At 62.1% G+C, this 22,089-nt stretch carries 20 protein-coding genes and 1 pseudogene; 11 read left to right on the top strand and 10 right to left on the bottom strand.

All coding sequences use genetic code 11. The features are described from left to right. The first annotated feature begins 41 nt into the window (after positions 1–41). Positions 42–464 carry a TIGR01244 family sulfur transferase gene (locus tag BLS57_RS08040; protein ID WP_093740996.1) on the top strand — a complete coding sequence of 141 codons (423 nt, stop codon included), beginning with the start codon at positions 42–44 and terminating at the stop codon, positions 462–464. A gap of 19 nt (positions 465–483) precedes the next feature. Here the strand turns inward: BLS57_RS08040 and BLS57_RS08035 are convergent, their stop codons facing one another. From BLS57_RS08035 to BLS57_RS08015, 5 genes are all read right to left on the bottom strand, one after another. Further along, the gene (locus tag BLS57_RS08035; protein ID WP_093740993.1) at positions 484–1,671 is read right to left on the bottom strand and encodes a FliM/FliN family flagellar motor C-terminal domain-containing protein; all 1,188 of its coding nucleotides are present in this window, start codon (positions 1,669–1,671) and stop codon (positions 484–486) included. 65 nt (positions 1,672–1,736) lie between these two features. After that, positions 1,737–4,445, bottom strand: coding sequence for an ATP-binding protein (locus BLS57_RS08030; RefSeq protein WP_093740989.1), 2,709 nt, complete (start codon positions 4,443–4,445; stop codon positions 1,737–1,739). Next, positions 4,445–4,738, bottom strand: a complete 294-nt coding sequence (locus tag BLS57_RS08025; RefSeq protein WP_093740985.1) for a hypothetical protein — start codon at positions 4,736–4,738, stop codon at positions 4,445–4,447. The genes BLS57_RS08030 and BLS57_RS08025 overlap by 1 nt, the downstream gene beginning before the upstream one ends. 6 nt (positions 4,739–4,744) lie before the next feature. Next, entirely contained in the window at positions 4,745–5,113 is a 369-nt protein-coding gene (locus BLS57_RS08020; protein WP_093740983.1) for a response regulator transcription factor, read from the bottom strand. A 113-nt stretch (positions 5,114–5,226) separates the two neighbouring features. After that, positions 5,227–6,519, bottom strand: a complete 1,293-nt coding sequence (locus tag BLS57_RS08015; protein WP_093740981.1) for a helix-turn-helix domain-containing protein — start codon at positions 6,517–6,519, stop codon at positions 5,227–5,229. Positions 6,520–6,755: 236 nt separating this feature from the next. Between BLS57_RS08015 and BLS57_RS08010 the strand changes: the two genes are divergently transcribed. The 5 genes from BLS57_RS08010 to BLS57_RS07990 all read left to right on the top strand — a co-directional run bounded on the left by BLS57_RS08010 (position 6,756) and on the right by BLS57_RS07990 (position 12,009). Then, positions 6,756–8,102 (top strand): substrate-binding protein, encoded by a 1,347-nt coding sequence (locus BLS57_RS08010; protein ID WP_093740978.1) that lies wholly within the window; start codon positions 6,756–6,758, stop codon positions 8,100–8,102. A gap of 93 nt (positions 8,103–8,195) precedes the next feature. Then, complete coding sequence (locus BLS57_RS08005; protein ID WP_093740976.1) at positions 8,196–9,224, top strand: branched-chain amino acid ABC transporter permease; 1,029 nt, start codon at positions 8,196–8,198, stop codon at positions 9,222–9,224. Positions 9,225–9,227: 3 nt separating this feature from the next. Continuing rightward, a complete protein-coding gene (locus BLS57_RS08000) occupies positions 9,228–10,433 on the top strand; it encodes a branched-chain amino acid ABC transporter permease (protein WP_093740974.1) in 1,206 nt (401 codons plus the stop codon). A gap of 10 nt (positions 10,434–10,443) precedes the next feature. Then, the gene (locus BLS57_RS07995) at positions 10,444–11,208 is read left to right on the top strand and encodes an ABC transporter ATP-binding protein (protein ID WP_093740972.1); all 765 of its coding nucleotides are present in this window, start codon (positions 10,444–10,446) and stop codon (positions 11,206–11,208) included. A gap of 48 nt (positions 11,209–11,256) precedes the next feature. Continuing rightward, on the top strand, positions 11,257–12,009 hold the full coding sequence (locus BLS57_RS07990) for an ABC transporter ATP-binding protein (RefSeq protein WP_093740970.1): 753 nt from the start codon (positions 11,257–11,259) through the stop codon (positions 12,007–12,009). A 6-nt stretch (positions 12,010–12,015) separates the two neighbouring features. Here BLS57_RS07990 and BLS57_RS07985 read toward each other — a convergent pair. Next, a pseudogene (locus BLS57_RS07985) lies at positions 12,016–13,512 on the bottom strand (class I adenylate-forming enzyme family protein). Between the two features lie 152 nt (positions 13,513–13,664). Between BLS57_RS07985 and accB the strand changes: the two are divergent. From accB to aat, 3 genes are read left to right on the top strand one after another with little or no spacing between them, the layout of a single operon-like run. Next, entirely contained in the window at positions 13,665–14,171 is a 507-nt protein-coding gene (gene accB, locus BLS57_RS07980; RefSeq protein ID WP_093740968.1) for an acetyl-CoA carboxylase biotin carboxyl carrier protein, read from the top strand. Between the two features lie 9 nt (positions 14,172–14,180). Continuing rightward, complete coding sequence (gene accC / locus BLS57_RS07975) at positions 14,181–15,533, top strand: acetyl-CoA carboxylase biotin carboxylase subunit (RefSeq protein WP_093740966.1); 1,353 nt, start codon at positions 14,181–14,183, stop codon at positions 15,531–15,533. A gap of 10 nt (positions 15,534–15,543) precedes the next feature. Beyond that, the gene (gene aat, locus BLS57_RS07970; RefSeq protein ID WP_093740964.1) at positions 15,544–16,179 is read left to right on the top strand and encodes a leucyl/phenylalanyl-tRNA--protein transferase; all 636 of its coding nucleotides are present in this window, start codon (positions 15,544–15,546) and stop codon (positions 16,177–16,179) included. On the opposite strand, the gene BLS57_RS07965 is transcribed toward aat, so the two are convergent. Continuing rightward, positions 16,143–16,517, bottom strand: coding sequence for a DUF2155 domain-containing protein (locus BLS57_RS07965; RefSeq protein ID WP_093740962.1), 375 nt, complete (start codon positions 16,515–16,517; stop codon positions 16,143–16,145). The two genes, aat and BLS57_RS07965, sit on opposite strands and share 37 nt — an antisense overlap. A 42-nt stretch (positions 16,518–16,559) precedes the next feature. Then, positions 16,560–16,943 carry an NADH:ubiquinone oxidoreductase subunit NDUFA12 gene (locus BLS57_RS07960; RefSeq protein WP_093740960.1) on the bottom strand — a complete coding sequence of 128 codons (384 nt, stop codon included), beginning with the start codon at positions 16,941–16,943 and terminating at the stop codon, positions 16,560–16,562. A gap of 123 nt (positions 16,944–17,066) precedes the next feature. Between BLS57_RS07960 and BLS57_RS07955 the strand changes: the two genes are divergently transcribed. Further along, entirely contained in the window at positions 17,067–18,842 is a 1,776-nt protein-coding gene (locus tag BLS57_RS07955) for an FkbM family methyltransferase (protein WP_093740958.1), read from the top strand. 192 nt (positions 18,843–19,034) lie between these two features. Then, positions 19,035–19,964: a glycosyltransferase family 2 protein gene (locus BLS57_RS07950; protein WP_093740956.1), complete on the top strand. Its 930-nt coding sequence runs from the start codon at positions 19,035–19,037 to the stop codon at positions 19,962–19,964. Between the two features lie 72 nt (positions 19,965–20,036). Here the strand turns inward: BLS57_RS07950 and clpX are convergent, their stop codons facing one another. Both clpX and BLS57_RS07940 read right to left on the bottom strand, forming a co-directional pair. Next, positions 20,037–21,305: an ATP-dependent Clp protease ATP-binding subunit ClpX gene (gene clpX / locus BLS57_RS07945; protein WP_093740954.1), complete on the bottom strand. Its 1,269-nt coding sequence runs from the start codon at positions 21,303–21,305 to the stop codon at positions 20,037–20,039. Positions 21,306–21,428: 123 nt separating this feature from the next. After that, positions 21,429–22,085, bottom strand: coding sequence for an ATP-dependent Clp protease proteolytic subunit (locus BLS57_RS07940; RefSeq protein ID WP_093740953.1), 657 nt, complete (start codon positions 22,083–22,085; stop codon positions 21,429–21,431). Between the last annotated feature and the right edge of the window lie 4 nt (positions 22,086–22,089).

The following is a 22,089-nucleotide window of genomic DNA, read 5'->3' as shown; positions in this document are numbered from 1 at the left end:
GGGGCGCTGGACAGAGCGGCTGCATCTGCTTAAATCGCTGCATGGATATTCGCCAAATCACCCCCCGCTATTTCGTTGCTCCGCAGATTGATCCGGGCGACATGGAAGACCTGCGTGTGCAGGGCATCACCCGCATTCTGTGCAACCGCCCCGATGCCGAAGTGCCGCCGAGCCATCAGGCTGCCGCCGTTCGTGCTGCGGCCGAGGCCGCCGGGATCGCCTTTGCCGAACAGCCGCTCACGCATCAGACTATGACCCCGGAGGTTATCGCCAACAACCGCGCGCTTGGGGCCGAGACTGATGACGTGGTGCTGGCCTATTGCGCCTCCGGCACCCGCTCGACCATCGCTTGGGCCTTGGGCCAGGCAGGTGAGATGGACAGCGACAAGATCGTCGAAGCGGCCGCCAAGGCTGGCTACGACCTCGAAAACATGCGTCCCATGCTAGGTCAGAGCTACGCTTAACGGCGTCGCCGGCGGGCGGTCAGCCCGCCTCCCGCTCGGACAGTTCAGGCAGATCACCATCGCCAAAGCCCGGCAGGTCCGACATATCCGGCAATTCGGGCAACTCTGGTAGATCGGGCAAGTCTGGCAAGTCTGGCGGCAGAGCGGGCGCCGTTGCTTCGTGCGCGGGAGCAGCCTGCGCCGCATTGGCCTGTGCGGCCTCGCGCCGGTCAAATTGAACCTCTGGCAAATCCAACTCTGCGCGGTCGCTGGCGCGACGGCGTGGCTGGGTCAGCGGGGCGGCACTGCGGGTCAACCGGACAGCGCGTTGGCCGGACACTTGCCCCAAAGCCCCCTGCGCCACGCCGCGTCCTTTCATCGTCAGCACCGTCACAACATCGAAACTACTGCCCGGCAGCGGCAGCAGATCGCCCGCTTTCAACGCCCCAAGGTCGCGCAGGGGCATTTTCAGCCGGGCCAGTGCGATGTTGAGGTCAGCGTTCAGTTTCAGCACGTTGTCCATCAGCAGCGCCGGCGCCGGGGTGTCTGCGCCCTCTCCCTCGGCCACCGCGCTCGGGGCCACCCCGACCGCATCCGCGAGCGGCAGGCAGAGCGTCAACTGCCCCTGCCGTACCCCGCCGGCGATGTCGATGGTAACATGCATTACACGGTATTCTGCAGCCTCCAGTGCCATCAGCACCAAGCGGGGATCCTCTGCTCGCGTGCCAAAACTGTAGCCTTCAAGCCATTGCCGGTCTTCCGGCGCTTCGGGCAAGGCGCTGGTGCGCCTGAGCAGATCGTCCAAGAAGGGCACGCAGATTGCAGCGTCTGTCGCCGTCAGCACCCGGTCCCCGCCCCCATGATCGGCCAGCACGCGGCCCATCGTCTGCTGCTGGATCAGCGCGCCAACCAAAAGCGGATCAAAAGTCATCGCGCCGCGCTGTCCGTTCGGGCCGTCCAAAAGCATCATCAATGGCGCGCCGTCAAACAGCCCGTCCAACGCATCGCCCGCGCGTGTTTCAACGCGCACCGCCAATGTCGCCATTGCCATGCCAAACAGGTCATCCGCCACTTTGGCCAATGTCAGCCGCATCGCCTTTTGCAAGGACATCGCGCGCGCCTGCTGCTCCTCGCGCCCCGCCTGTGCCTTGCGGCGCAGCAAAGCCGGCGCGGCGCCAGCGGAGACTGCCGTTTCGTCCGTCTGTGTATCGAGTTGGTCTTCTGCCATCGCCTCCACCCGGCCTTGCGCGGCCCTTTCGGGGAGGTTTAGCCGTTAATTGGTTACCATCGGCTTTATGCCGTCACTCTTTCGCGCACCACTGCAGATAAGGGCAATTCCACACGGAAGGCGGTGCCGGGCACATCACCCAAAAAGCTGATCTCTCCCCCAAGGCGGAGCATGATCTCGCGGCAGATCGCAAGCCCCAGCCCCGCGCCGTCCCCCTCGCCCGTGATGCGCGAGAATTTCTCGAAGATAAGCGCTTCTGAACCTGCGTCGATGCCAAGGCCATTATCGACGAAGTCGATCACCAGCCCCTCCGACCCGAGCCGTGGCGTGATCACAAGCTGCGGCTCCGCGGCGGCGCAATACTTCCGCGCATTGGTCACAAGGTTGATAAAGACCTGTGCGAGCCGGTCGAGATCGCTGTGAAGGGGGATATCTTCGGCCTCAGGGTCGCGGATCACCTCCAGCGGACGCACGGCCCCGGCCTGTGCGGTGGTAACGGCCAAGTCCAGCAAATCGCGCAAATTTCCCTCGCGCTGGTTCAACGTCACTTGGCCATTTTCGAGCACCGATAGGTCAAGGAGATCGTCCAGCAGCCGGGTCAGACGAATGGTCTCGCTGTGGATGATCGAGGCGTAGCGGTTCTTATCCGCATCCGACACCCCCGGCGCGTCCCGCAGGATTTCCGAGAACGAGCGGATTGAGGTCATTGGCGTGCGCAGCTCATGGCTAATCTGGCTGAGGAAACTGTCCTTTTGCAACGACAATTGCGTGAGCTTTTCATTGGCCGTACGCAATTGGGCGGCGGTTTCGGTCAGTTCCCGCGACTTGGCCTCCAACTGGCTAGAGTATTCCAGCATCTGCGCCGATTCGTCGGCCACGGCGAGCAGGTCTTGCACCGAAACGGAGGCGCCGCCCACGATCTGCGCCACCATAGCATGGGCCGTCGCCGCCCCCACTGAGGCGGCCAATTCCCGCTCCAGCGCCTGTACGAATCGCGGGGTCGGTTCAGGCAGGCGCGCGCCATGGCCCTGCCGCGCCGCCTCGCGCGCAAAGAAAGCCTGCGCCTCTGCTGCCCCGAGGATACGCTGCGCCATGATCATCAAGTCTTCGCTGCCTGCTGCTGAGGCTGTCCACCCCCGCGCAGGCCCGGAATGGTCAAAGACATTAACGAATTGCGCGCCCTGTAAACGCTCCAGCGGCGCGGGGAAGCTAAAGAGGGACACGACGACAAACACCAGCGTGTTGAGCGACAGGCTCCAAACCACCGCATGAACCGTCGGGTCGATCCCATTGATCCCGAAAAGCGCCTCCGGCCGCAGCCACGCCAGCCCCCAAAGCCCCTGCTCCAGCGTGGCGCTGGACAAGGCCACATCCGCCCCAAAACTCGGCAGCAGCATGGTAAAGACCCACAGCGCAAAGCCCGTGCCAAGCCCGCACAGCGCCCCGGCCCGCGTGGCCCCGCGCCAGAGCACACCGCCCAACATCGCCGGCAGAAACTGCGCCACCCCGCCGAACGAGATCGTCCCAATCGCTGCCAGCGCACCGCTGCCCCCCGAGGCGCGGTAATAGAGGTAGCCCAACCCCACAACGCAGAAGATCGACAGCCGCCGCGCAAGGATCACGATATTGCGCACATCGCCCGACTGCGTCGCCCCCTCGCGCCGGAACGCCAGCCAGATCGGCATGACGATATGGTTGCTCACCATCGTCGACAGCGCCAGCGTGGCGACGATGACCATCGACGTCGCCGAAGAAAAACCGCCCAAGAAAGACAGCATCGCCAGCCCGTTCTGCCCTTGGCTGAGCGGCAGGCTGAGCACAAAGAGATCGGGGTTGGAGCCTTCGGGCATCAGGTCCAACCCCACTACGGCGATGGGCACGACGAAAAGACTCATCAACATCAGGTAAAGCGGGAAGGCCCAGCTGGCGATCTGCAACTGCCGCTCGTCGTCATTCTCGACCACCATCACTTGAAACATGCGCGGCAGACACAGCAACGCCGCGCCCGAAAGCATGGTCAGCGCGGCCCAACGGCTGCCCTGCACCTCCCACTGGCCAATGTCCGACGCATCAATCCGCGCCAGCGTTTCGCTCAAGCCCCCGGCGAGGCCCCAGATCACATAGACACCGACGGCGATGAGGGCCAAGAGCTTCACCACAGCCTCCACCGCGATGGCGATGACAACACCGTGGTGGCGCTCGTTCACGTTCAGATTGCGCGTGCCAAACAGCACCGTAAAAATCGTCAGCCCCGCCGCGACCCAAAGCGCGGCTTGGCCCCGGTTGATCACATCGCCCCCCGCCTCGGCCAGCGGCATATCAGGCGCGGCGAAGATCGACAGAGACAGGATAACCGACTGTAACTGCAACGCGATATAGGGCGTCACGCCAATCACGGCCATCAGCGTCACCACGATCGCCAGCGTGTTGGACTTGCCATAGCGCGACGAGATCAGGTCCGCGATCGACGTCACCCGGTGGCTCCGCCCGATCCGCACGAGCCGTCTCAGCCCCCACCACCAGCCGATCATCACCAGCGAGGGCCCAAGGTAGATCGTGACATACTCCAACCCTGACCGCGCGGCATAGCCAACAGCGCCGTAGAACGTCCAAGCCGTGCAATAGATCGACAGTGACAGGGTATAGACCAGCGGCGAGCGCAGCAGCCAGCCGCCCCGCCCCCGCAACGCGGCGCGTTCGGCGGCAAAGGCCACGATGAACAGCCCCGCCACATACATCAGGCAGACCACGATAAGCTGGTTCAGCGAGACCATCAGCGCGCCTCTTCCGCCGGGTCTCGGGCCTCACCCGACACAATGTCCCGCGTGCGCCGCCACAGCGCCCAACTGGCGAAGATCAGCAGCAACCAAACGCCAAAGAGATAGCGCAGCGCCACGCTCATCGGCATGGCGGGGGCGGCTTCGGCAACCACGCCCGCCACCGGCACCGGCCAAAGCAGCGGCACCATCCAGAGCATCAGGCCCAAGAACGGCAGCAGCCGCACCGCATCCATCATGCGCCGCTGTCGGTAGCTGCGCTTTTCGAGAAAGATCGGTGTCCGGGGCATGGCGGGTTAACTGGCGATCAGGTCGCGCACCGCGTCCAGCATCTCGGCATTGGAGAAAGGTTTGGTCATGAAACGGCTGACCCCGGCCTTTTCGGCCATCGCCCGGTCGCGGCTTTGCCCGCGTGCGGTGAGCATGAGCACCGGCAGATCACCCGTTGCCGGATCGCTGCGCAACTCATCGAGTATCTCAAAGCCGCTCTTGCCCGGCAGCATCACGTCAAGCATCACCAGATCCGGCGCGGCCTTTCGGATCACATCCGCCGCCCCCGCCCCATTGGCCAAAGTCTCAACCCGCCACCCCTCTTGCGACAGCAAGAAGCGGATGGCCTCGGCGATGTTCACCTCGTCCTCCACCAACACTACGAGTTTGCTCATTGGCAAATTGTCTCCCCCTCGGCGCAGCCGTCCCGTCTTGTTGCGGGATCCTGCGCACGAGAGGGAGCATGCAACGGTTTGCCAGCCCTGTCAAAAACTGCCTGCCGGCCCCGTTAAATACCGTCGCGCAGGATCGAAGGCTCGCGTCGTGCCCGACACGCCGAGATCGGACAGATGCGGCAGGTCGCTCCCACAGGCTGCGCAGGTGTGGTGCCTGAGGGCACTGGCAGCAGCAGCATGACCGATTGGCTTAGCGGGGGTATGTTATAGGCGGGTGCGGCTTGCACTTCGCAGGTGGCAATCGCGTCAAACTGCGCCTGCCCCCGCCCCATCTGGGCCACGCGGGACTTCATCACCAACCCCGGTTGTCCCAAAACGGCAAACAGCGGCCAGAGCGGACAGCAGGCGCCAAAACGCGGGACGGTGAAGCCTTCGATGGATTTCGCAAAGGTCACGCTGCCGGATCGGTCACAGACCACCAGCCCCGCGCCGAGGTCCGGCAGGGACGCTAGACGGCGCAGCACCCGTCCGACCGGCTGGTTCAGGGCCTGTGCAAGCGTCGCCGGGTCATGCCCCTGCGCCCCCACAGCCTGCTCTAGCTGCACGAGCGGCAAGGCCGTCGCATCGCGCGCGATCTGTTGGAGCACGCCGGTCGCAATATGTTGCGCAGCCTTGGTCTTCAGCGCTTCCGCCCCCGCCACCAACTGGGCGATAGCTTCCTCCGGAGCGCGGGCCTGTTCGAGCGGCTCGAAGCGGTAGTCATGCGCCGCGAGGAAGGCTTCGACCTCTGCCTGCGGGGAATGCGTGACCTCCCGCGTCTCTGCCGCATTGTCGAAATAGGTCACCAAGGCCTGCGCACTGTCGGACAGACGGCGGCTGTCTTGGTGAATATTTGCCTGAAAGCGGTCCCGCCACTCGGGTTGCAGACTGTCTGTCTCGGCCAGAATGGCAGCAGTCGAACGGATCGCTGCGGCGGTGCTGAGCAGTTCGTGCATCGATGTCGCCAATTGCGGGTCATGGGCCAAACGGTCTGACAGCGCCTCCACCGTCTGCTCAAGCGCTGCGATCCGGCGCTGGCTAGAGGCCAAGACCTTGGCCCAGCCCGGAAAACGCCCGGCAAATTCATCGGCGCGCTCTGCCTCCGGCCCGGCCAATCCGCTATCCCCCGCAGCCTCTCGCAGCGCCGCAATCAGCGCGGCCTCGGCTCCCTCGGTCAGCGCTTGCGGCTCGACCTGCAGCGCCTGTGCGATGTTCAGTAGGAGCTTACCGCCGATTCTGCGGCGATTGTGTTCGATCAAGTTCAGGTAGCTGGCGGAGATGCCGATCTGCTGCGCCAGTTCGGCCTGTTTCAGCCCCGCCATCACCCGCCGCTCGCGGATCCGGCTGCCGGTCAGTGTCTCACGCATGCAGCGGACCTGCCCTGTTTTTCATACGTGGTTTCAACGTCTTTCTGCGTCGCAACATCATGTTATTTACAAACTCCACGCAATTGTTGCGAATATCTTTACAGAAATATCGTTCTGATCAAGCAGCTTATTGATCGGTTTTCAGTTTCCGCGCCATAGTTTCTTTGCATTCTTGCGCGCCGTGGCATCGGGGGGAGGTTCCGTTGCCATGGCTCATAAAAATTTGGGAGGACTTCATGTCGTTTACGAAACTGACACGCCGCGGGCTGATTCAGACCGGCGCTGTTGCCGGTGCCGGGCTGGCGCTGCCGACGTATCTGCGCGCCGAAAATCACGCGGGCTTTACCAATGCCCCCACGGGCAGCACCGTCACGCTGGGCTTCAACGTGCCCCAGACCGGCCCCTATGCCGAAGAAGGTCTGGATGAGCTGCGCGCTCAGGAACTGGCAGTCGAGCACCTCAACGGTGAGGGCGACGGCGGCATGATGAACACCTTCAGCTCCAAGGCGCTGAAAGGGAACGGCATTCTGGGCAAGAAGGTCGAGTATGTCACCGGCGACACCCAAACCAAATCCGACGCGGCCCGCGCCTCGGCCAAGGCGATGATCGAAAAAGATGGCGCTGTGATGATCAACGGCGGCTCGTCCTCGGGCGTGGCTGTGGCTGTGCAGGGTCTGTGTCAGGAAGCGGGCGTGATCTTCATGGCCGGTCTGACGCACTCGAACGACACGACCGGGAAAGACAAGAAAGCCAATGGTTTCCGCCACTTCTTTAATGGTTACATGTCCGCCGCCGCCCTCGCCCCGGTGTTGAAGAACGCCTACGGCGAAGACCGCCGCGCCTACCACCTGACGGCGGATTACACATGGGGCTGGACCCAGCAGGAATCCATCGCCGCCGCGACCGAGGCGATGGGTTGGGAGACCGTCAACAACGTGCTGACACCGCTGGCGAGCACGGACTTCTCGTCCTACATCGCGCCGGTGCTGAACTCCGGTGCCGATGTGCTGGTCCTAAACCACTACGGCGGGAACATGGTGAACTCGCTGACCAACGCGGTTCAGTTCGGCTTACTGGACAAGGAGGTGAACGGCAAGAAGTTCGAGATCGTCGTGCCGCTCTATTCCGAGCTCATGGCCGCCGGTGCCGGTGCCAACGTGCAAGGCGTGATCGGTTCAATGAATTGGAACTGGCAGCTGCAGGATGAGGGTTCCAAAGCCTTTGTGAAATCCTTTGGTGAGAAGTACGGCCGTCCGCCCTCCAACTCCGCGCACACCTGCTATGTGCAGACGCTGCTCTATGCGGATGCGGTGGAACGTGCGGGCACCTTCAACCCCTGCGGTGTGGTCGAAGCGCTGGAGGACTTTGAGTTCGACGGTCTCGGCAACGGTCCGGTGCTCTATCGCGGCGACGACCACCAGTGTTTTAAAGACGTGCTGGTCATGAAGGGCAAGGAAAACCCGACCAACGAATATGACACGCTGGAAATCGTCGAAGTCACTCCGCGTGCGCAGGTCGAATATGCCCCCGACCACCCAATGTTCGCCGGTGGCGAGCTGGGCAAGTGCAACCCGGGCGCTTGATCTACTGAACCTTGCGGGCGCGCTCCCCAGCGCGCCCCTTTTCACCACATGAGGCCCGCCCTCATGTGAACGCATCCCTTACAGGTGGGGTCCATGGACGCTGTTCTTCTGCAAATACTCAACGGGCTCGACAAGGGCTCGGCCTATGCGCTGATTGCGCTTGGCCTCACTTTGATCTTTGGCACGCTTGGCGTCGTCAACTTCGCCCACGGCGCGCTGTTCATGATCGGGGCCTTCTGCTCGGTCACGCTGCAACGGCTGCTAACGCTGAGCGTCGAGACGATTGACGAGACCCAGAAGGATTTTCTGGGCAACCCGCTGAAAGTAAAAACCCCCTATGTCGAGAACTGGTTCGGGCCGGAGGTCGGGGCGTCTATCATCGACTGGTCAGTGCCACTGGCGATCCTCTTTGCGATCCCGGTGATGCTGTTCATCGGTTTCGTCATGGAACGCGGGCTGATCAAGCATTTCTACAAGCGCCCCCATGCGGATCAGATCCTCGTGACCTTCGGCCTCGCCATCGTGCTGCAGGAAGTGGTCAAGTATTTCTACGGTGCCAACCCGATCCCCACGCCCGCGCCCGAAGTCTTCAAAGGCAGCTTCGACTTCGCGCCGCTCTTGGGCTTGGACACCTCGCTGGCCTACCCCTACTGGCGTTTGGTCTATTTCGGCTTCTCTACCGTCATCATCGCCGCGGTCTTTGCCTTCTTGCAGTTCACCACCTTCGGCATGGTTGTCCGCGCCGGTATGGCGGATCGTGAGACAGTGGGCCTTTTGGGCATCGACATTGACCGCCGCTTTACCATCATGTTCGGCATCGCCGCCGCCGTGGCAGGTCTGGCAGGCGTCATGTACGCGCCGATTAACTCACCCAATTATCACATGGGCATGGACTTTTTGGTGCTGAGCTTCGTTGTCGTGGTGGTCGGCGGCATGGGCTCGCTACCCGGCGCTGTGCTGGCGGGGTTCCTCTTGGGCATCCTCGAAAGCCTCGCCTCCATGAATGAAATCAAAAGCATCATCTACGGTATCGACCAGATCATCATCTACGTCGTGGCCATCGTGATCTTGCTGGTCCGTCCCCGCGGTCTGATGGGCCGCCGCGGCGTGATGGAGGAATAAGACATGTTCGGACTGGAAAAACGCGATACGCTTCTCTTGGGGGTCGTGATCTTACTGACGCTCTTTGCCCCCTTCATCCTCAATCCCTTCCCGGCGGATTCGGGCCTTGCACAGTTTAACGCGGGCTATCCGGACCTGATGCAACGCTTTGTGATCTTTGGCATCTTCGCCATCGGGTTCAACATCCTCTTTGGGCTAACCGGCTATCTCTCCTTTGGTCACGCAGCCTTTCTCGGTGTCGGTTCCTACTCTGCTGTCTGGATGTTCAAACTGCTGAGCTACAACGTCGTGCCTGCCCTCGTGCTGGCGGTGATCATGGCGGGGCTGTTTTCAGCGCTGATTGGCTTTATTAGCCTCCGGCGGTCGGGCATCTACTTCTCGATCCTGACACTGGCCTTTGCGCAGATGTCGTTCAACCTCGCCTATTCGGTGCTGACCCCCATCACCAATGGGGAGACCGGCTTGCAGATCTACACCTCCGATCCGCAGTATCTCCAGTCCGTGGATGCGCCTTCATTCCCCAATCTCTTTGGCGCGGCGATGAACTCGTCGACCACGCTGTTTTTCGGCAGTTGGACCTTCACCTTCTCGGTTGGCTACTACTTCTGCGCGGTCTTTCTGATCCTCGCCTTCTATCTGGCGATCCGCATCTTCCGTTCGCCCTTTGGCATGATGCTGCGGGCGGTGAAGTCGAACCAGCAGCGGATGAACTACACCGGTCTGAATACGCGGCCCTATACGCTGGCGGCCTTTGTCATCTCTGGCATGTATGCCGGGCTGGCCGGTGGTCTGCTGGCTGCGATGGACCCGCTTGCCGGGGCCGAGCGGATGCAGTGGACCGCCTCTGGCGAAGTCGTGCTGATGACGATCCTTGGCGGCGCGGGCACTTTGATTGGCCCAGTGCTGGGTGCGGGCTTCATCAAGTACTTTGAAAACATCTTTGCCAAGATCAACGACAACGTCTTGCATGGCTGGTTCGCCTTCATGCCCGACGGGATCGAAGATGCGATGGTCGCGATCATCCACCCCTTCGTCGGCAAGGGCTGGCATCTGACCCTCGGCCTTCTGTTCATGCTGGTCGTGATCTTCCTCCCCGGTGGGTTGGTTGAAGGCGGCCAACGTCTGGGGCGTGTCTTCCGCCGCAAAGACAGCAACGCAGGCTCGGTCGAAGCCGACGCCGCCAAACAGCGCAACGAAGCCGCAGAATAGGAGCGCCCTGATGGCCATTCTCGAAGTCAAAAATGTCGGCAAGCGCTTTGGCGGGTTGCAGGCGCTCAGCGATGTGAATCTCAGCGTGGCGGAGAACTCTGTCCATGCGATCATCGGTCCCAACGGGGCGGGCAAATCCACGCTGCTAAACTGTCTGGTGGGCAAGCTTATTCCCGACACCGGCTCTGTCATGTTCGACGGGCAATCGGTGCTGGGGCGCAAACCCTATGAGATCAACCAGATGGGCATCTCCCGCGTGTTCCAGACGCCGGAAATCTTTGGCGATCTGACGGTGATGGAGAACATGCTGATTCCTTGCCTCGCCAAGCGCGATGGGGCGTTTCAGCTCAATGGCTGGTCGCGGGTCGTGGGCCAGCAGGACATGATCGACAAGGCCGAGGAAATGCTGCGCGACATGCATATGATCGACAAACGCCACATGCACGCGGCGGCCATGTCACGCGGCGACAAGCGGCGGTTGGAGATTGCCATGTGCCTCGCGCAAGACCCGCGCTTGCTGCTCTTGGACGAACCCACCGCCGGGATGGCGCGGGCCGATACCAACAACACCATCGACCTGCTGAAACAGATCAAAGATGAGCGCGACATCACCATCGCCATCATTGAGCATGACATGCATGTGGTCTTTTCGCTCGCCGAACGCATCACCGTGCTGGCCCAAGGCACCCCGCTGGTCGAAGACACGCCGGACCGGATCAAGGGCCACCCGAAAGTCCGCGAAGCCTATCTGGGCGAGAGCCAAGACGCCGCCTGATACCAACTCCCCTCTTGGCCCCAGTCGCCGAACCGCAAGGACACCCTGATGAGCACCGACACGCTTCACAAAAACGCCAACCACGCCCAAACCGCCCCGGCCTTCCTCTCGGTCTGGGACATTCACGCCTATTACGGCGAAAGCTATATCGTGCAGGGGGTGAGCTTTAACGTCCATGAGGGCGAGATTCTTGCGCTTTTGGGCCGCAACGGCGCGGGCAAGACCTCGACCCTGCGTGCCATTGCGCGGGTGAGCGACCCGGAACTGAAGCGCGGCGAGATTTGGCTCGACCACCAGCCGCTGCACAATATGGCCAGCCATCAGGCGTCGGCGGCGGGCTTGGCGCTGGTGCCAGAGGATCGGCGCATCATTGCGGGGCTGACGGTGGAGGAAAACCTCAAGCTTGCCCAGATCGCCCCGCCCATCGGCTGGTCACTGGACCGGCTTTATGACCTCTTCCCCCGTCTGGGCGAGCGCAAGAACCAAGAGGGCACCACCCTCTCGGGCGGCGAACAACAGATGCTGGCGATTGCGCGGGCCTTAGCGCGGGACATCAAGGTGCTGCTTCTAGATGAACCCTACGAAGGGCTTGCCCCAGTAATCGTGGACGAGATCGAAAAGACGCTGGCGCTGATCAAAGCACAGGGCATCACCACGATCTTGGTCGAGCAAAACGCCGTGCGCGCGTTGAAACTGGCGGACCGGGCCGTGATCCTCGACACCGGGGGCATCGTCTTTGACGGCACGGCGGCAGAGGTGCTCGACAATGCCGAGTTGCGGGCGGAGTATCTGGCGATCTGACCGCCGTCAGAGCCTCTCACGCAGGGCCGTCTTCAGCACCTTGCCGTAGTTGTTCTTGGGCAGCTCCGCCAGCCGCAGATAGGTCTTGGGCCGTTTGAACCGCGCAATCTGCGCGAGACAGAGCGCGTCCAGTTCCGCCTCGGGCGCGTCGCCGACGACAAAGGCCACGACCTCCTCGCCCCAATCGGAATGCACGCGTCCCACCACGGAGACCTCGCGCACCTGCGGGTGCTACAACAGCACCTCCTCCACCTCACGCGGATAGACGTTCGAGCCGCCAGTGATGATGACATCCTTGCTGCGGTCTTGCAGCGTCAGATAGCCCTGCGCGTCCAGCGACCCCATGTCGCCGGTCATCAGCCAGCCATCCCGCAACGTCTTCTCGGTCGCCTCGGGGTTGTTCCAATAGCCGGGCATCACCGTCGCCCCGCGCACCATGATCTCGTCCACCTCGCCGGGGGGCAGCGGCTGGCCCTCGGCATCGCCGATCCGCAGTTCCACAGCCGATTGCGCGTAGCCAACCGAGGCAAGCCGGTCCCGCCACCCGGAGGCGCTGCGCTCCGACACATCCGCACGCGGCAGCACGGTGATTCCCATCGGGCATTCACCCTGCCCGTAGATCTGCACAAAGACCGCCCCGAAATGCGCCTCTGCCGCGATGATGTCGGCGTTGTACATCGGCCCGCCGGCATAGACGATTGTGCGCAACCCGCTGCCGTCGCGCCCTGCCGTTTGGGCATATTCCGTCAGTCGTTTGACCATGGTGGGCGCGGCGAACATATGAACGCGGTCCAACGCCTCGGCCAGATCGAGGATCTCGACTGGGTCAAACCCACCCGAGGGCGGAAAGACATGCCGCGCGCCGACGCGCACATGCATCAGGGCATAAAGTCCGGCACCGTGGCTCATTGGGGCGGCATAGAGTGCTGCGTCCTCTGCATGGGTCTGGTCCACATCCGCCTCATAGCAGAGCGCCATCGACATCAGCATGCCATGGGTGATCTGCACCCCCTTGGGCCGCCCGGTGGTGCCTGAGGTGTAGAAGAGCCACGCCATATCGTCAGGCGCGCGGGGGGCGATCTGAGATACCTGCGGCGCCGAAAGAACCCTGTCATAGTCTGCGCCCGGCACGTGAAGCACGCGGGCCTCCACTTCCGCCGCGGCCAAAGCCTCCGCCTGCGCCGCGCTGGCGAACACAAAACCCGAGCCGGAATCGCTGAGGATAAAGGCGGCCTCCTTGCCGTGCAGCTTGGCATTGATCGGCACCGCCACGGCCCCGGCATACCAAATGCCATAAAGCACAATCAGATAGTCCGGCGCGTTGCGCATGAAAATCGCCACCCGGTCGCCGGGCCGCAGGCCCTGCGCTTGCAACCACCCTGCCACGGCACGGGCGCGCGCGGCAAAGCCTGCATAGTTAGTAAAAACAGCCCCACCGTTAAACAGCGCTGCCCGGTCCGGCGCTAAGACCGCCCGGCGCTCCAGCCAATGTGCCAGGTTCATCGCTCCGCCCTCCCTCGCGTTTCGGCGAAGATGCCAAGCCTTAAGCCCCTAGACAACAGTTGGCTTTTCATGGCTTTGCCCATGCCCTATAAGCGAGCACAATCAATCGCGCAGCGACGGGCTGCTGGCCTGTCGAAATCTTCGAGGATCCAATGACAAAAAACACCCATGACAGTGACGTGGCCTTCATCAAGGCCCTCGCCGAGCTGCTGAATGAAAATGACCTGACTGAGCTTCAGGTCAAACGCGATTACGCCGAGGACGACAGCCTGAACGTGCGCGTCAGCCGCAAGCCGCCGCAGCAGATCATGGCCGCCCCGCAGCAGCAGTATCAAGCCGCCCCTGCCGCAGCCGCACCTGCCGCTGCACCGGCCAGCGCCCCTGCAAGCGCGCCTGCTTCTGCGGATGCCGATCCTGCGGATCACCCCGGCGCGGTGACCTCGCCCATGGTTGGCACGGTCTACCTGCAGGGTGAGCCCGGTGCGCCGCCCTTCATCACTGTCGGTGCGTCCGTCTCCGAAGGTGACACACTTCTGATCGTCGAAGCCATGAAGACGATGAACCACATTCCCGCCCCCCGCGCTGGCACCGTTAAGCGCATCCTCGTCGGTGACGGCGATGCGGTTGAGTTCGGCGCACCGCTGGTGATCATGGAATAAGGGCAGATCATGTTCAGCAAAATCCTAGTCGCCAACCGTGGAGAGATCGCCCTGCGCGTCATCCGCGCGGCCCGCGAAATGGGCATCCAGACGGTCGCGGTGCATTCCACCGCCGACAGTGACGCGATGCATGTGCGCATGGCCGACGAATCCGTCTGCATCGGTCCGCCCTCCTCGACGCAAAGCTACCTGTCGATCCCGGCGATCATCGCGGCCTGCGAAATCACCGGGGCCGAAGCGATCCACCCCGGCTATGGTTTCTTGTCGGAAAACGCCAACTTCGTGCAGATCATCGAAGACCACGGCTTGACCTTCATCGGCCCGACCGCCGAGCACATCCGCGTCATGGGCGACAAGATCACCGCCAAGGACACGATGAAAAAGCTCGGCGTGCCTTGCGTGCCCGGCTCCGAAGGCGGCGTCGCGTCGCTGGAAGAAGCCAAGCGCTTGGGCGAAGAGATCGGCTATCCGGTCATCATCAAAGCCACGGCAGGCGGCGGCGGCAAGGGCATGAAAGTCGCCCAGACCGCCAAGGACATGGAAAAAGCCTTCCAGACTGCGCGGGCCGAGGGCAAATCGAACTTCGGCAATGACGAAGTCTATATCGAGAAATACCTCACCACCCCGCGCCACATCGAAATTCAGGTCTTTGGCGACGGTAAGGGCAATGCAGTCCACTTGGGCGAGCGCGACTGCTCGCTGCAGCGCCGCCACCAGAAAGTCTTTGAGGAAGCCCCCGGCCCCTCCATCACCGAAGAAGAGCGCGCCCGGATCGGTAAGGTCTGTGCGGACGCCGTGGCGAACATCAACTACATCGGCGCGGGCACAATCGAGTTCCTCTATGAAAACGGCGAGTTCTATTTCATCGAGATGAACACCCGTCTTCAGGTGGAACACCCAGTGACCGAAGCGATCTTTGGCGTCGATCTAGTGCGCGAACAGATTCGCGTGGCCGAAGGCCTGCCGATGTTCTTTACCCAAGACGATCTGACCATCAACGGCCACGCTATTGAGGTCCGCATCAACGCCGAGAAACTGCCGAACTTCGCGCCCTGCCCGGGCCGGATCACGCAGTATCACGCGCCGGGCGGTCTTGGTGTACGGATGGATAGCGCGCTCTACGACGGCTATTCGATCCCGCCCTACTATGACAGCCTGATCGGCAAGCTCATCGTCCATGGCCGCGACCGGCCCGAGGCGCTGGCGCGTCTGGGACGGGCCTTGGGTGAGTTGATCGTCGACGGTGTCGACACCACGGTGCCGCTCTTTCACGCGCTTTTGGCTGAGGAAGATGTGCAATCGGGTGGCTATAACATCCACTGGCTGGAGCACTGGCTGGAAACCAACCTCGGCAACGCCTGACGCCGCGCCGATGTCGGAGCTGACGCCCGAAATCTTGCTACACGGTTATGCCATGGGGATTTTCCCCATGGCCGAACATCGGGACGACCCGGAGATTTTCTGGGTCGATCCGCGCAGGCGTGGGGTGATGCCGCTGGACGGGTTTCACCTCTCGCGCTCGCTCGCCCGCGCAATGCGGCGCACCCCCTTCACCACCACCATCAACCGCGACTTCGCCGGGGTCGTCGCGGGCTGCGCCGACCGCGCCGACACCTGGATCAACAGTGAGATCACCGCCCTCTACAGCGCCCTGCACCGCGCAGGCCATGCCCATTCGGTGGAGGTCTGGGAGGTCGACGCGCTGGTCGGTGGGGTCTACGGCGTCACACTAGGCCGGGCGTTCTTTGGCGAGAGCATGTTCTCGCGCCGGACCAACGCATCCAAGATGGCGCTGGCGGCTGTGGTGGATCGGCTCAACCGTGCGGGCTTTACCCTGTTCGACACGCAGTTCCTGACGGACCATCTGGCGTCCTTGGGCGCGATAGAGATCAGCCGCGCCGCTTATCACGCGCAGCTAGAAGACGCGAAACTCGGACATGCCGATTTCACAGCCCCGCCCCAGCGAAGCCTTCATGACGTCGTGCAGCGAATGACCCAGACATCGTAGCGGAAATGCTCTAGCGCGTTCAGTGCGGGGGATGAGGCGATCATCCAGCCGGAGAACAACGCGCCGGGCTTGCCCGTCTCCGTGATCTCAAGCGCCGCATAGGCATTGGCCGCCGGGTCGCCCACGGGATAGCGGCAATCAACCAGTGCAATCTGCAGGTTGCCCAAAGTCGTCGACGCCCCGGTCGCGACCTCAAGATCGACGGTATCGCCGGAAATCTTATCCAATGCGCGCAACACGCCGCCCGAAGCGCTCGCCACCTCTGCGGCATCCTGCGCCTGCACCGGCCCAAAGGCCGATGCGGCCAAGAGGGCTGTCGCCAGAAATAGCTGTCTCATCACCCTACCTGCTGTTCTGAAATCTACAGTGCTGGCCGTGCCTTACTCAGGCTGCCACGCTTCGTAGTCCTTGCGCTCAACCGGCTCGGCCCGGCGCAAAGACCCCGCAGGCGCATAGGCCATGGCCGTACCGGTGCGATTCTCGACATGGGCCTTTTCCCAAGGCTTATGCACCATCGGCTTGTCGGTCGGCGGTTCATCCCAAGTGCGGTGCAGCCAGCCGTGCCAATCGGGGCTCACCCGGCTTGCCTCGGCCTCACCATTGAAGATCACCCAGCGTTTGCTGTCATCCGCGTTGCGGTAATAGATGTTACCCTGCGCGTCTTCGCCGACTTTGCTGCCCTTGCGCCAGGTGAAAAACTGGGTGTTCAACGTCTGGCCGTTCCACCATGTCACGCTGCGCAAAAGTGAATTGAGAATGCCCATCGAGGTCTCCGTTCCTGTTGTCCGTTATATGCACCATGGGGGCCGTGGCGTCCAGCCTCGGCGCGAAGGTGCTTGGCGCAGAGAGCGCAGGCGGCTAGGGTTTGCCAAAACGAGAGGGCAGCAATGACACAGGCAGAACAGATCCCGCAGGCGGCCGCAGAATGCCACGGTGTGCAGGTGCCGCATTCGCCTTTTCTTAATGACAAGCGCATCGAGCGGATCAACGCAGGCCGCTACGAGGGGCAAGAGATCGACGGCGCGCTGGCTGTCATCCGCCCCGGGGACCGGGTGATGGAAATGGGCGCCGGTCTGGGCCTTGTCGGCGCCATCGCCGCGCACAACGGCGCGCCCGAGGCTGTGCTGTCGTTTGAGGCCAACCCTGCCCTCATCCCCCATATCCGCGCCCTCTACGAACTGAACGGGCTGCAAGACACCATTGCCGTGCACAATCAGGTCGTCATCAGTGCGCCAGAGCGTCCTGAGACCATGCCTTTCCACGTGCGCAATTCCTTCCTCGGCTCCTCCCTTATCGACAGCGACAGCCGCGCCACAACCGAAGTGCAAGTTCCCACCATCGCCTACAGCGAAATCACCCGCGCCTTTGCGCCGGATGTGCTGTTGATGGACATTGAGGGCGGCGAGTTGGAGTTTCTGCGTCATGCCTCCCTGGACGGGCTGCGCGCGGTGGTGATTGAGTTCCACCCCGAGGCCTATGGCCGCGAAGGGATGCGCGAGTGCAAACGTATTCTCGAAAGCGCGGGCTTCCGCAAGGAACCGGGTCTCTGCACGCGCCGTGTTTGGGCCTGCAGCTTCGACCCCGCAGAACGCCCGCCTGTGCCCGAAGGCGGTTGGACGACCGAGATCAAGACATTCGACAACGCCCTGGTTATGCCACCACAAACCGGCGGGCTGGTGCAGCCTGCGGGGGTTTTGCAAAGCGACGGACGCCCCTGCCCTCAGGCAGCGCTCTGGCGCAATGGCCGGGCGCTGACCACGCCGCCGGAGATGCCGCAGGGTGATGTGGCCGAACGTGCTGGCACGTGGCTTTGGGGCGGCGTGCTGTGGATGCATTTTGGGCATTTTCTGGTGGAGAGCAGCTCGCGGCTTTGGGCTCTGGATCATCTCGATGAAGAGATCGACGGCATTCTCTTTATCCCCAAACGCGCCCGAAACGGTGGCGAAGTTGCGGGCTATCAACGCGACTTCGTTGAACTGCTTGGGTGCGACAAGCCTGTGGTCAGCCTCGACGCCCCCGCCCGTGTGGAGCGGCTGATCGTGCCCGGCCAAGGTTTCGGCCTCGGCAGCCTGATCCCCGGCACCCAGCCCTTCCGCGACACCATCGCGCGGCGCTTTGCGAAAGACATTGCGCCTGAGGGACCGGAGAAACTCTATATCAGCCGCAGCAAACTCCCTGCGGGGCGCGGCAATCTGATTGGGGAAGAGGCGCTGGAAGCCGCTTTGGCGGAACAGGGCTATACGATCTTCCACCCCGAGAAACATGGGCTGCGCGAGCAGATCGCAGTCTACAAAGCCGCGCGCCAGATCATCGCGGCAGAGGGCTCGGCCCTGCATCTGCTTGCAATGGTCGCCCGCCCCGAACAGCAAGTCGCTATTGTCGTGCGCCGCCCGTCCTCGGCCACGCGGGGGTTGGAACAGCATTTGCAAAGTTTCGCCGGGATCACCCCCGCGACGCTCTGCCATCTTACCCGGTCATGGAAGCCGCTGGGCAAGGCCAAGTCGCGGTTGTGGATGGGCGAGTTGGACATGCCCGCGTTGCAGGAGGATCTTGCGCAGTCGGGCTTTATCGATAGCGGTGGGAAGCCTTGGGCGGAATTGGACCAGAAGGATGTCCTTGCTCGTTTGGGCGCCAAGTTCGAGGTTGTGCCGGAGAAGGCGTGAGGCAGCAGTACGAGGCACCCGATATTCAACTGTAACTAGAAGACAACAACGTTAATTAAACTGTCGCGTGGGGCCGCCAATCCCTGCGCGTCAAACAGAACAAGCGTACAACAATAGCCAAAGTCCACCGAAGAAAGGACTGAGCGCTATGAGCAGCTTGGCAGGCAAAGCAACCCAATTAGAGCACGCTAAATGCTAGTGCTGGGTGCCATTCTGCGCGAGCCGCTTGAGACCACTATGCGCTTTGTGAACTGGCATCTTGCTCAGGGCGTCGACCGTCTCGCTCTCTGCTTTGATGACCCTTTCGATCCGGCGATCGACATCCTCAAATCGCATGAGAAAGTCCTGACGATCCCCTGCACCCAAGCATTTTGGGCCGAAGCCAATGTCGCGCCAGACGCCCGTTTCACCCTGCGGCAGAACGCGGCGATGCAATATGTCTATGACCGGCTTCCGCCCGGCTGGTTTTTGAACCTCGACGCGGATGAGTTGCTTTATCTCGAAGGGCGCAGCCTGAAAGACGAAGTCTCGGCCCAGCCCGCGCACGTCAGGGCACTGCTGATCCGCCCTGCTGAACGCATCCAGTGTCTTCAGGTCCAAGGTCAAATGCATTTCCGCACCGAGATGCCGCCTTGGTGCCGCCGCGCCGTCTATGGCGAGCTTGCGGACGCGATGCAGAAGCGGCGTGGGCTGAGCGGTCATTGGAATGGCAAGTCTGTCACCCGCACTGGCCTAATCGGCCACACGGTCCGCCAGCACTTCTTGCAGACCCCGGATAATGAGGCTGTCATTGATGTGATCTTGGGACGGGAGCAAGGTGCCTATCTTCTGCACTTCATCGACCAAGGCTATGGGAACTGGCGTGCAAAGCTGGAGTGGCGCCTGTCGTCCCGCGGCTATCGCGGCAAGTTGAGGACCATTTTGCAAGAGGTGCTTCAGTCCGACAATCCGGAACCAGCCCTGCGCAGCATCTACGAGATAACGTTCCGTTTCGACCGAGCGGAGATGGCAAAACTGCAGCGGGCCGGGGTGTGCCTGTCCCTTGGGCTAGGGCCGCAGGACATGATGGCAGGATACTTCCCTGCGGAAGTTCACGAAACGCCCCGCTACGCCAACCCGTAGGGCATCCGCCAAACTCAACGAAAAAGGGCGAGCCTTTCGGCCCGCCCTACTCTCTTTCACCCGTCGCAGGTCTTAGCCTGCGGTTGCGGGCTCTTTGCTTTCGCTGTCCGCGTGGATCATCAGCGGCTTGGCCTCAGAGGTCACGGCCTCCTCGTTCACAACCACTTCGGTCACAGTCTCCAGACCCGGCAGTTCGAACATCGTGTCGAGCAGGATGTCTTCGAGGATCGACCGCAGACCACGCGCACCGGTCTTGCGCTCAATGGCGCGTTTCGCAATCGCCTGCAGCGCGTCATCGGTAAAGGTCAGCTGCGTGTCCTCCAGCTCAAACAGACGCTGGTACTGTTTGACCAACGCGTTCTTCGGCTCGGTTAGGATCGTCACCAGCGCGTCTTCGTCAAGATCTTCGAGCGTCGCCAGAACCGGCAGACGGCCCACGAATTCCGGGATCAGACCGAACTTGAGCAGATCTTCCGGCTCCAGATCGGTAAAGATCTCGCCAATGCCGCGTGCGTCTTGGTCGCGCACATCGGCGCCAAAGCCCATGGCCGACCCCTTGCCGCGGGTCGCGATGATCTTGTCGAGACCGGCAAAAGCACCGCCGCAGATAAAGAGGATGTTCGTGGTGTCCACCTGCAGGAATTCCTGCTGCGGATGCTTGCGCCCGCCCTGTGGCGGCACGGAAGCCACGGTGCCTTCCATCAACTTCAAGAGCGCCTGCTGCACGCCTTCGCCCGACACATCACGGGTGATGCTGGGGTTTTCCGACTTGCGGGTGATCTTGTCGACTTCGTCAATATAGACAATGCCGCGCTGCGCCCGCTCGACGTTGTACTCAGACGATTGCAGCAGCTTGAGGATGATGTTCTCAACATCCTCACCCACATAACCGGCCTCGGTCAGCGTGGTGGCATCGGCCATGGTAAAGGGCACATCCAAGATCCGCGCCAGCGTTTGCGCCAACAGCGTCTTGCCGCAGCCGGTGGGGCCAATGAGCAAGATGTTGGATTTCGCCAGTTCGATATCGCCGCCCTTCTGGGCGTGGTTCAGACGCTTGTAGTGGTTATGCACAGCCACCGAGAGCACCCGCTTGGCCATGGCCTGACCGATCACATAGTCGTCCAGCACGCCGCAGATATCGCGGGGTGTCGGCACGCCGTCAGTCGCCTTGAGGCCCGAAGCCTTTGTTTCCTCACGGATAATATCCATGCACAGCTCGACGCATTCGTCGCAGATGAACACGGTCGGCCCCGCAATCAGCTTGCGCACCTCGTGCTGGCTCTTGCCGCAGAAGCTGCAGTAGAGCGTGTTCTTGCTGTCGTTGCCGGAAGTATTCGCCATCTCAAACCTTTCAGGTCTGTCGTGTATGTCCGCCCTAAACTTAGGGCCGCGATGTTTGGCCTCAAGCTTAGGCCAGTGATCCCGGCGCTACAATCGCAAAATATGCAGCGCCGGGTCCGTCAATTACTTGTCTTTCTTGCCCTTGCCCGCAGCATCGGCATCATCCGCCTTGCCCCGGCTCTCAACGATCTCGTCAAGATGACCCCACTCTTTGGCCTCTTCGGGCGTCATCCACAGATCACGGTCCAATGCCTTTTGCACCGTCTTGAGCGGCTGGCCGGAGTGTTTGACGTAAAGCTGATACATCCGCTCACGGGTGCGCTCGATATGGCGCGCCGAGATCAGGATATCTTCGGCCATGCCCTGCGAGCCGCCGGAAGGCTGGTGAATCATCACCTCGGCATTGGGCAGCGCAAACCGCATCCCCTTCTCGCCACCAATCGCGATGACCGACCCCATGGAGGCCGCCATGCCGCAGATCAGGGTGGAAACCTTGGGCTTGATGTATTGCATCGTGTCATAGATCGACAGACCCGCCGTCACCTCGCCACCGGGCGAGTTGATATACATGCTGATTTCTTTGGAAGGGTTTTCCGCCTCAAGGTGCAGAAGCTGGGCGACGACCAGATGGCTCATCCCGCTGTGGATCGGCCCGTTGACGAAGATGATCCGTTCTTTCAGCAGCCGCGAGAAAATGTCGTAAGAACGCTCGCCCCGGCTGGTCTGTTCAACCACCATTGGGACGAGCGTATTCATGTAAGTATTGATCGGGTCGTTCATGCGT

Source organism: Sulfitobacter delicatus (assembly GCF_900102535.1).
GTDB classification, from domain to species: Bacteria; Pseudomonadota; Alphaproteobacteria; order Rhodobacterales; family Rhodobacteraceae; genus Sulfitobacter; species Sulfitobacter delicatus.
The sequence above is the reverse complement of the archived record's forward strand: the minus strand, read 5'-3'. Positions and strand labels throughout refer to the sequence as shown.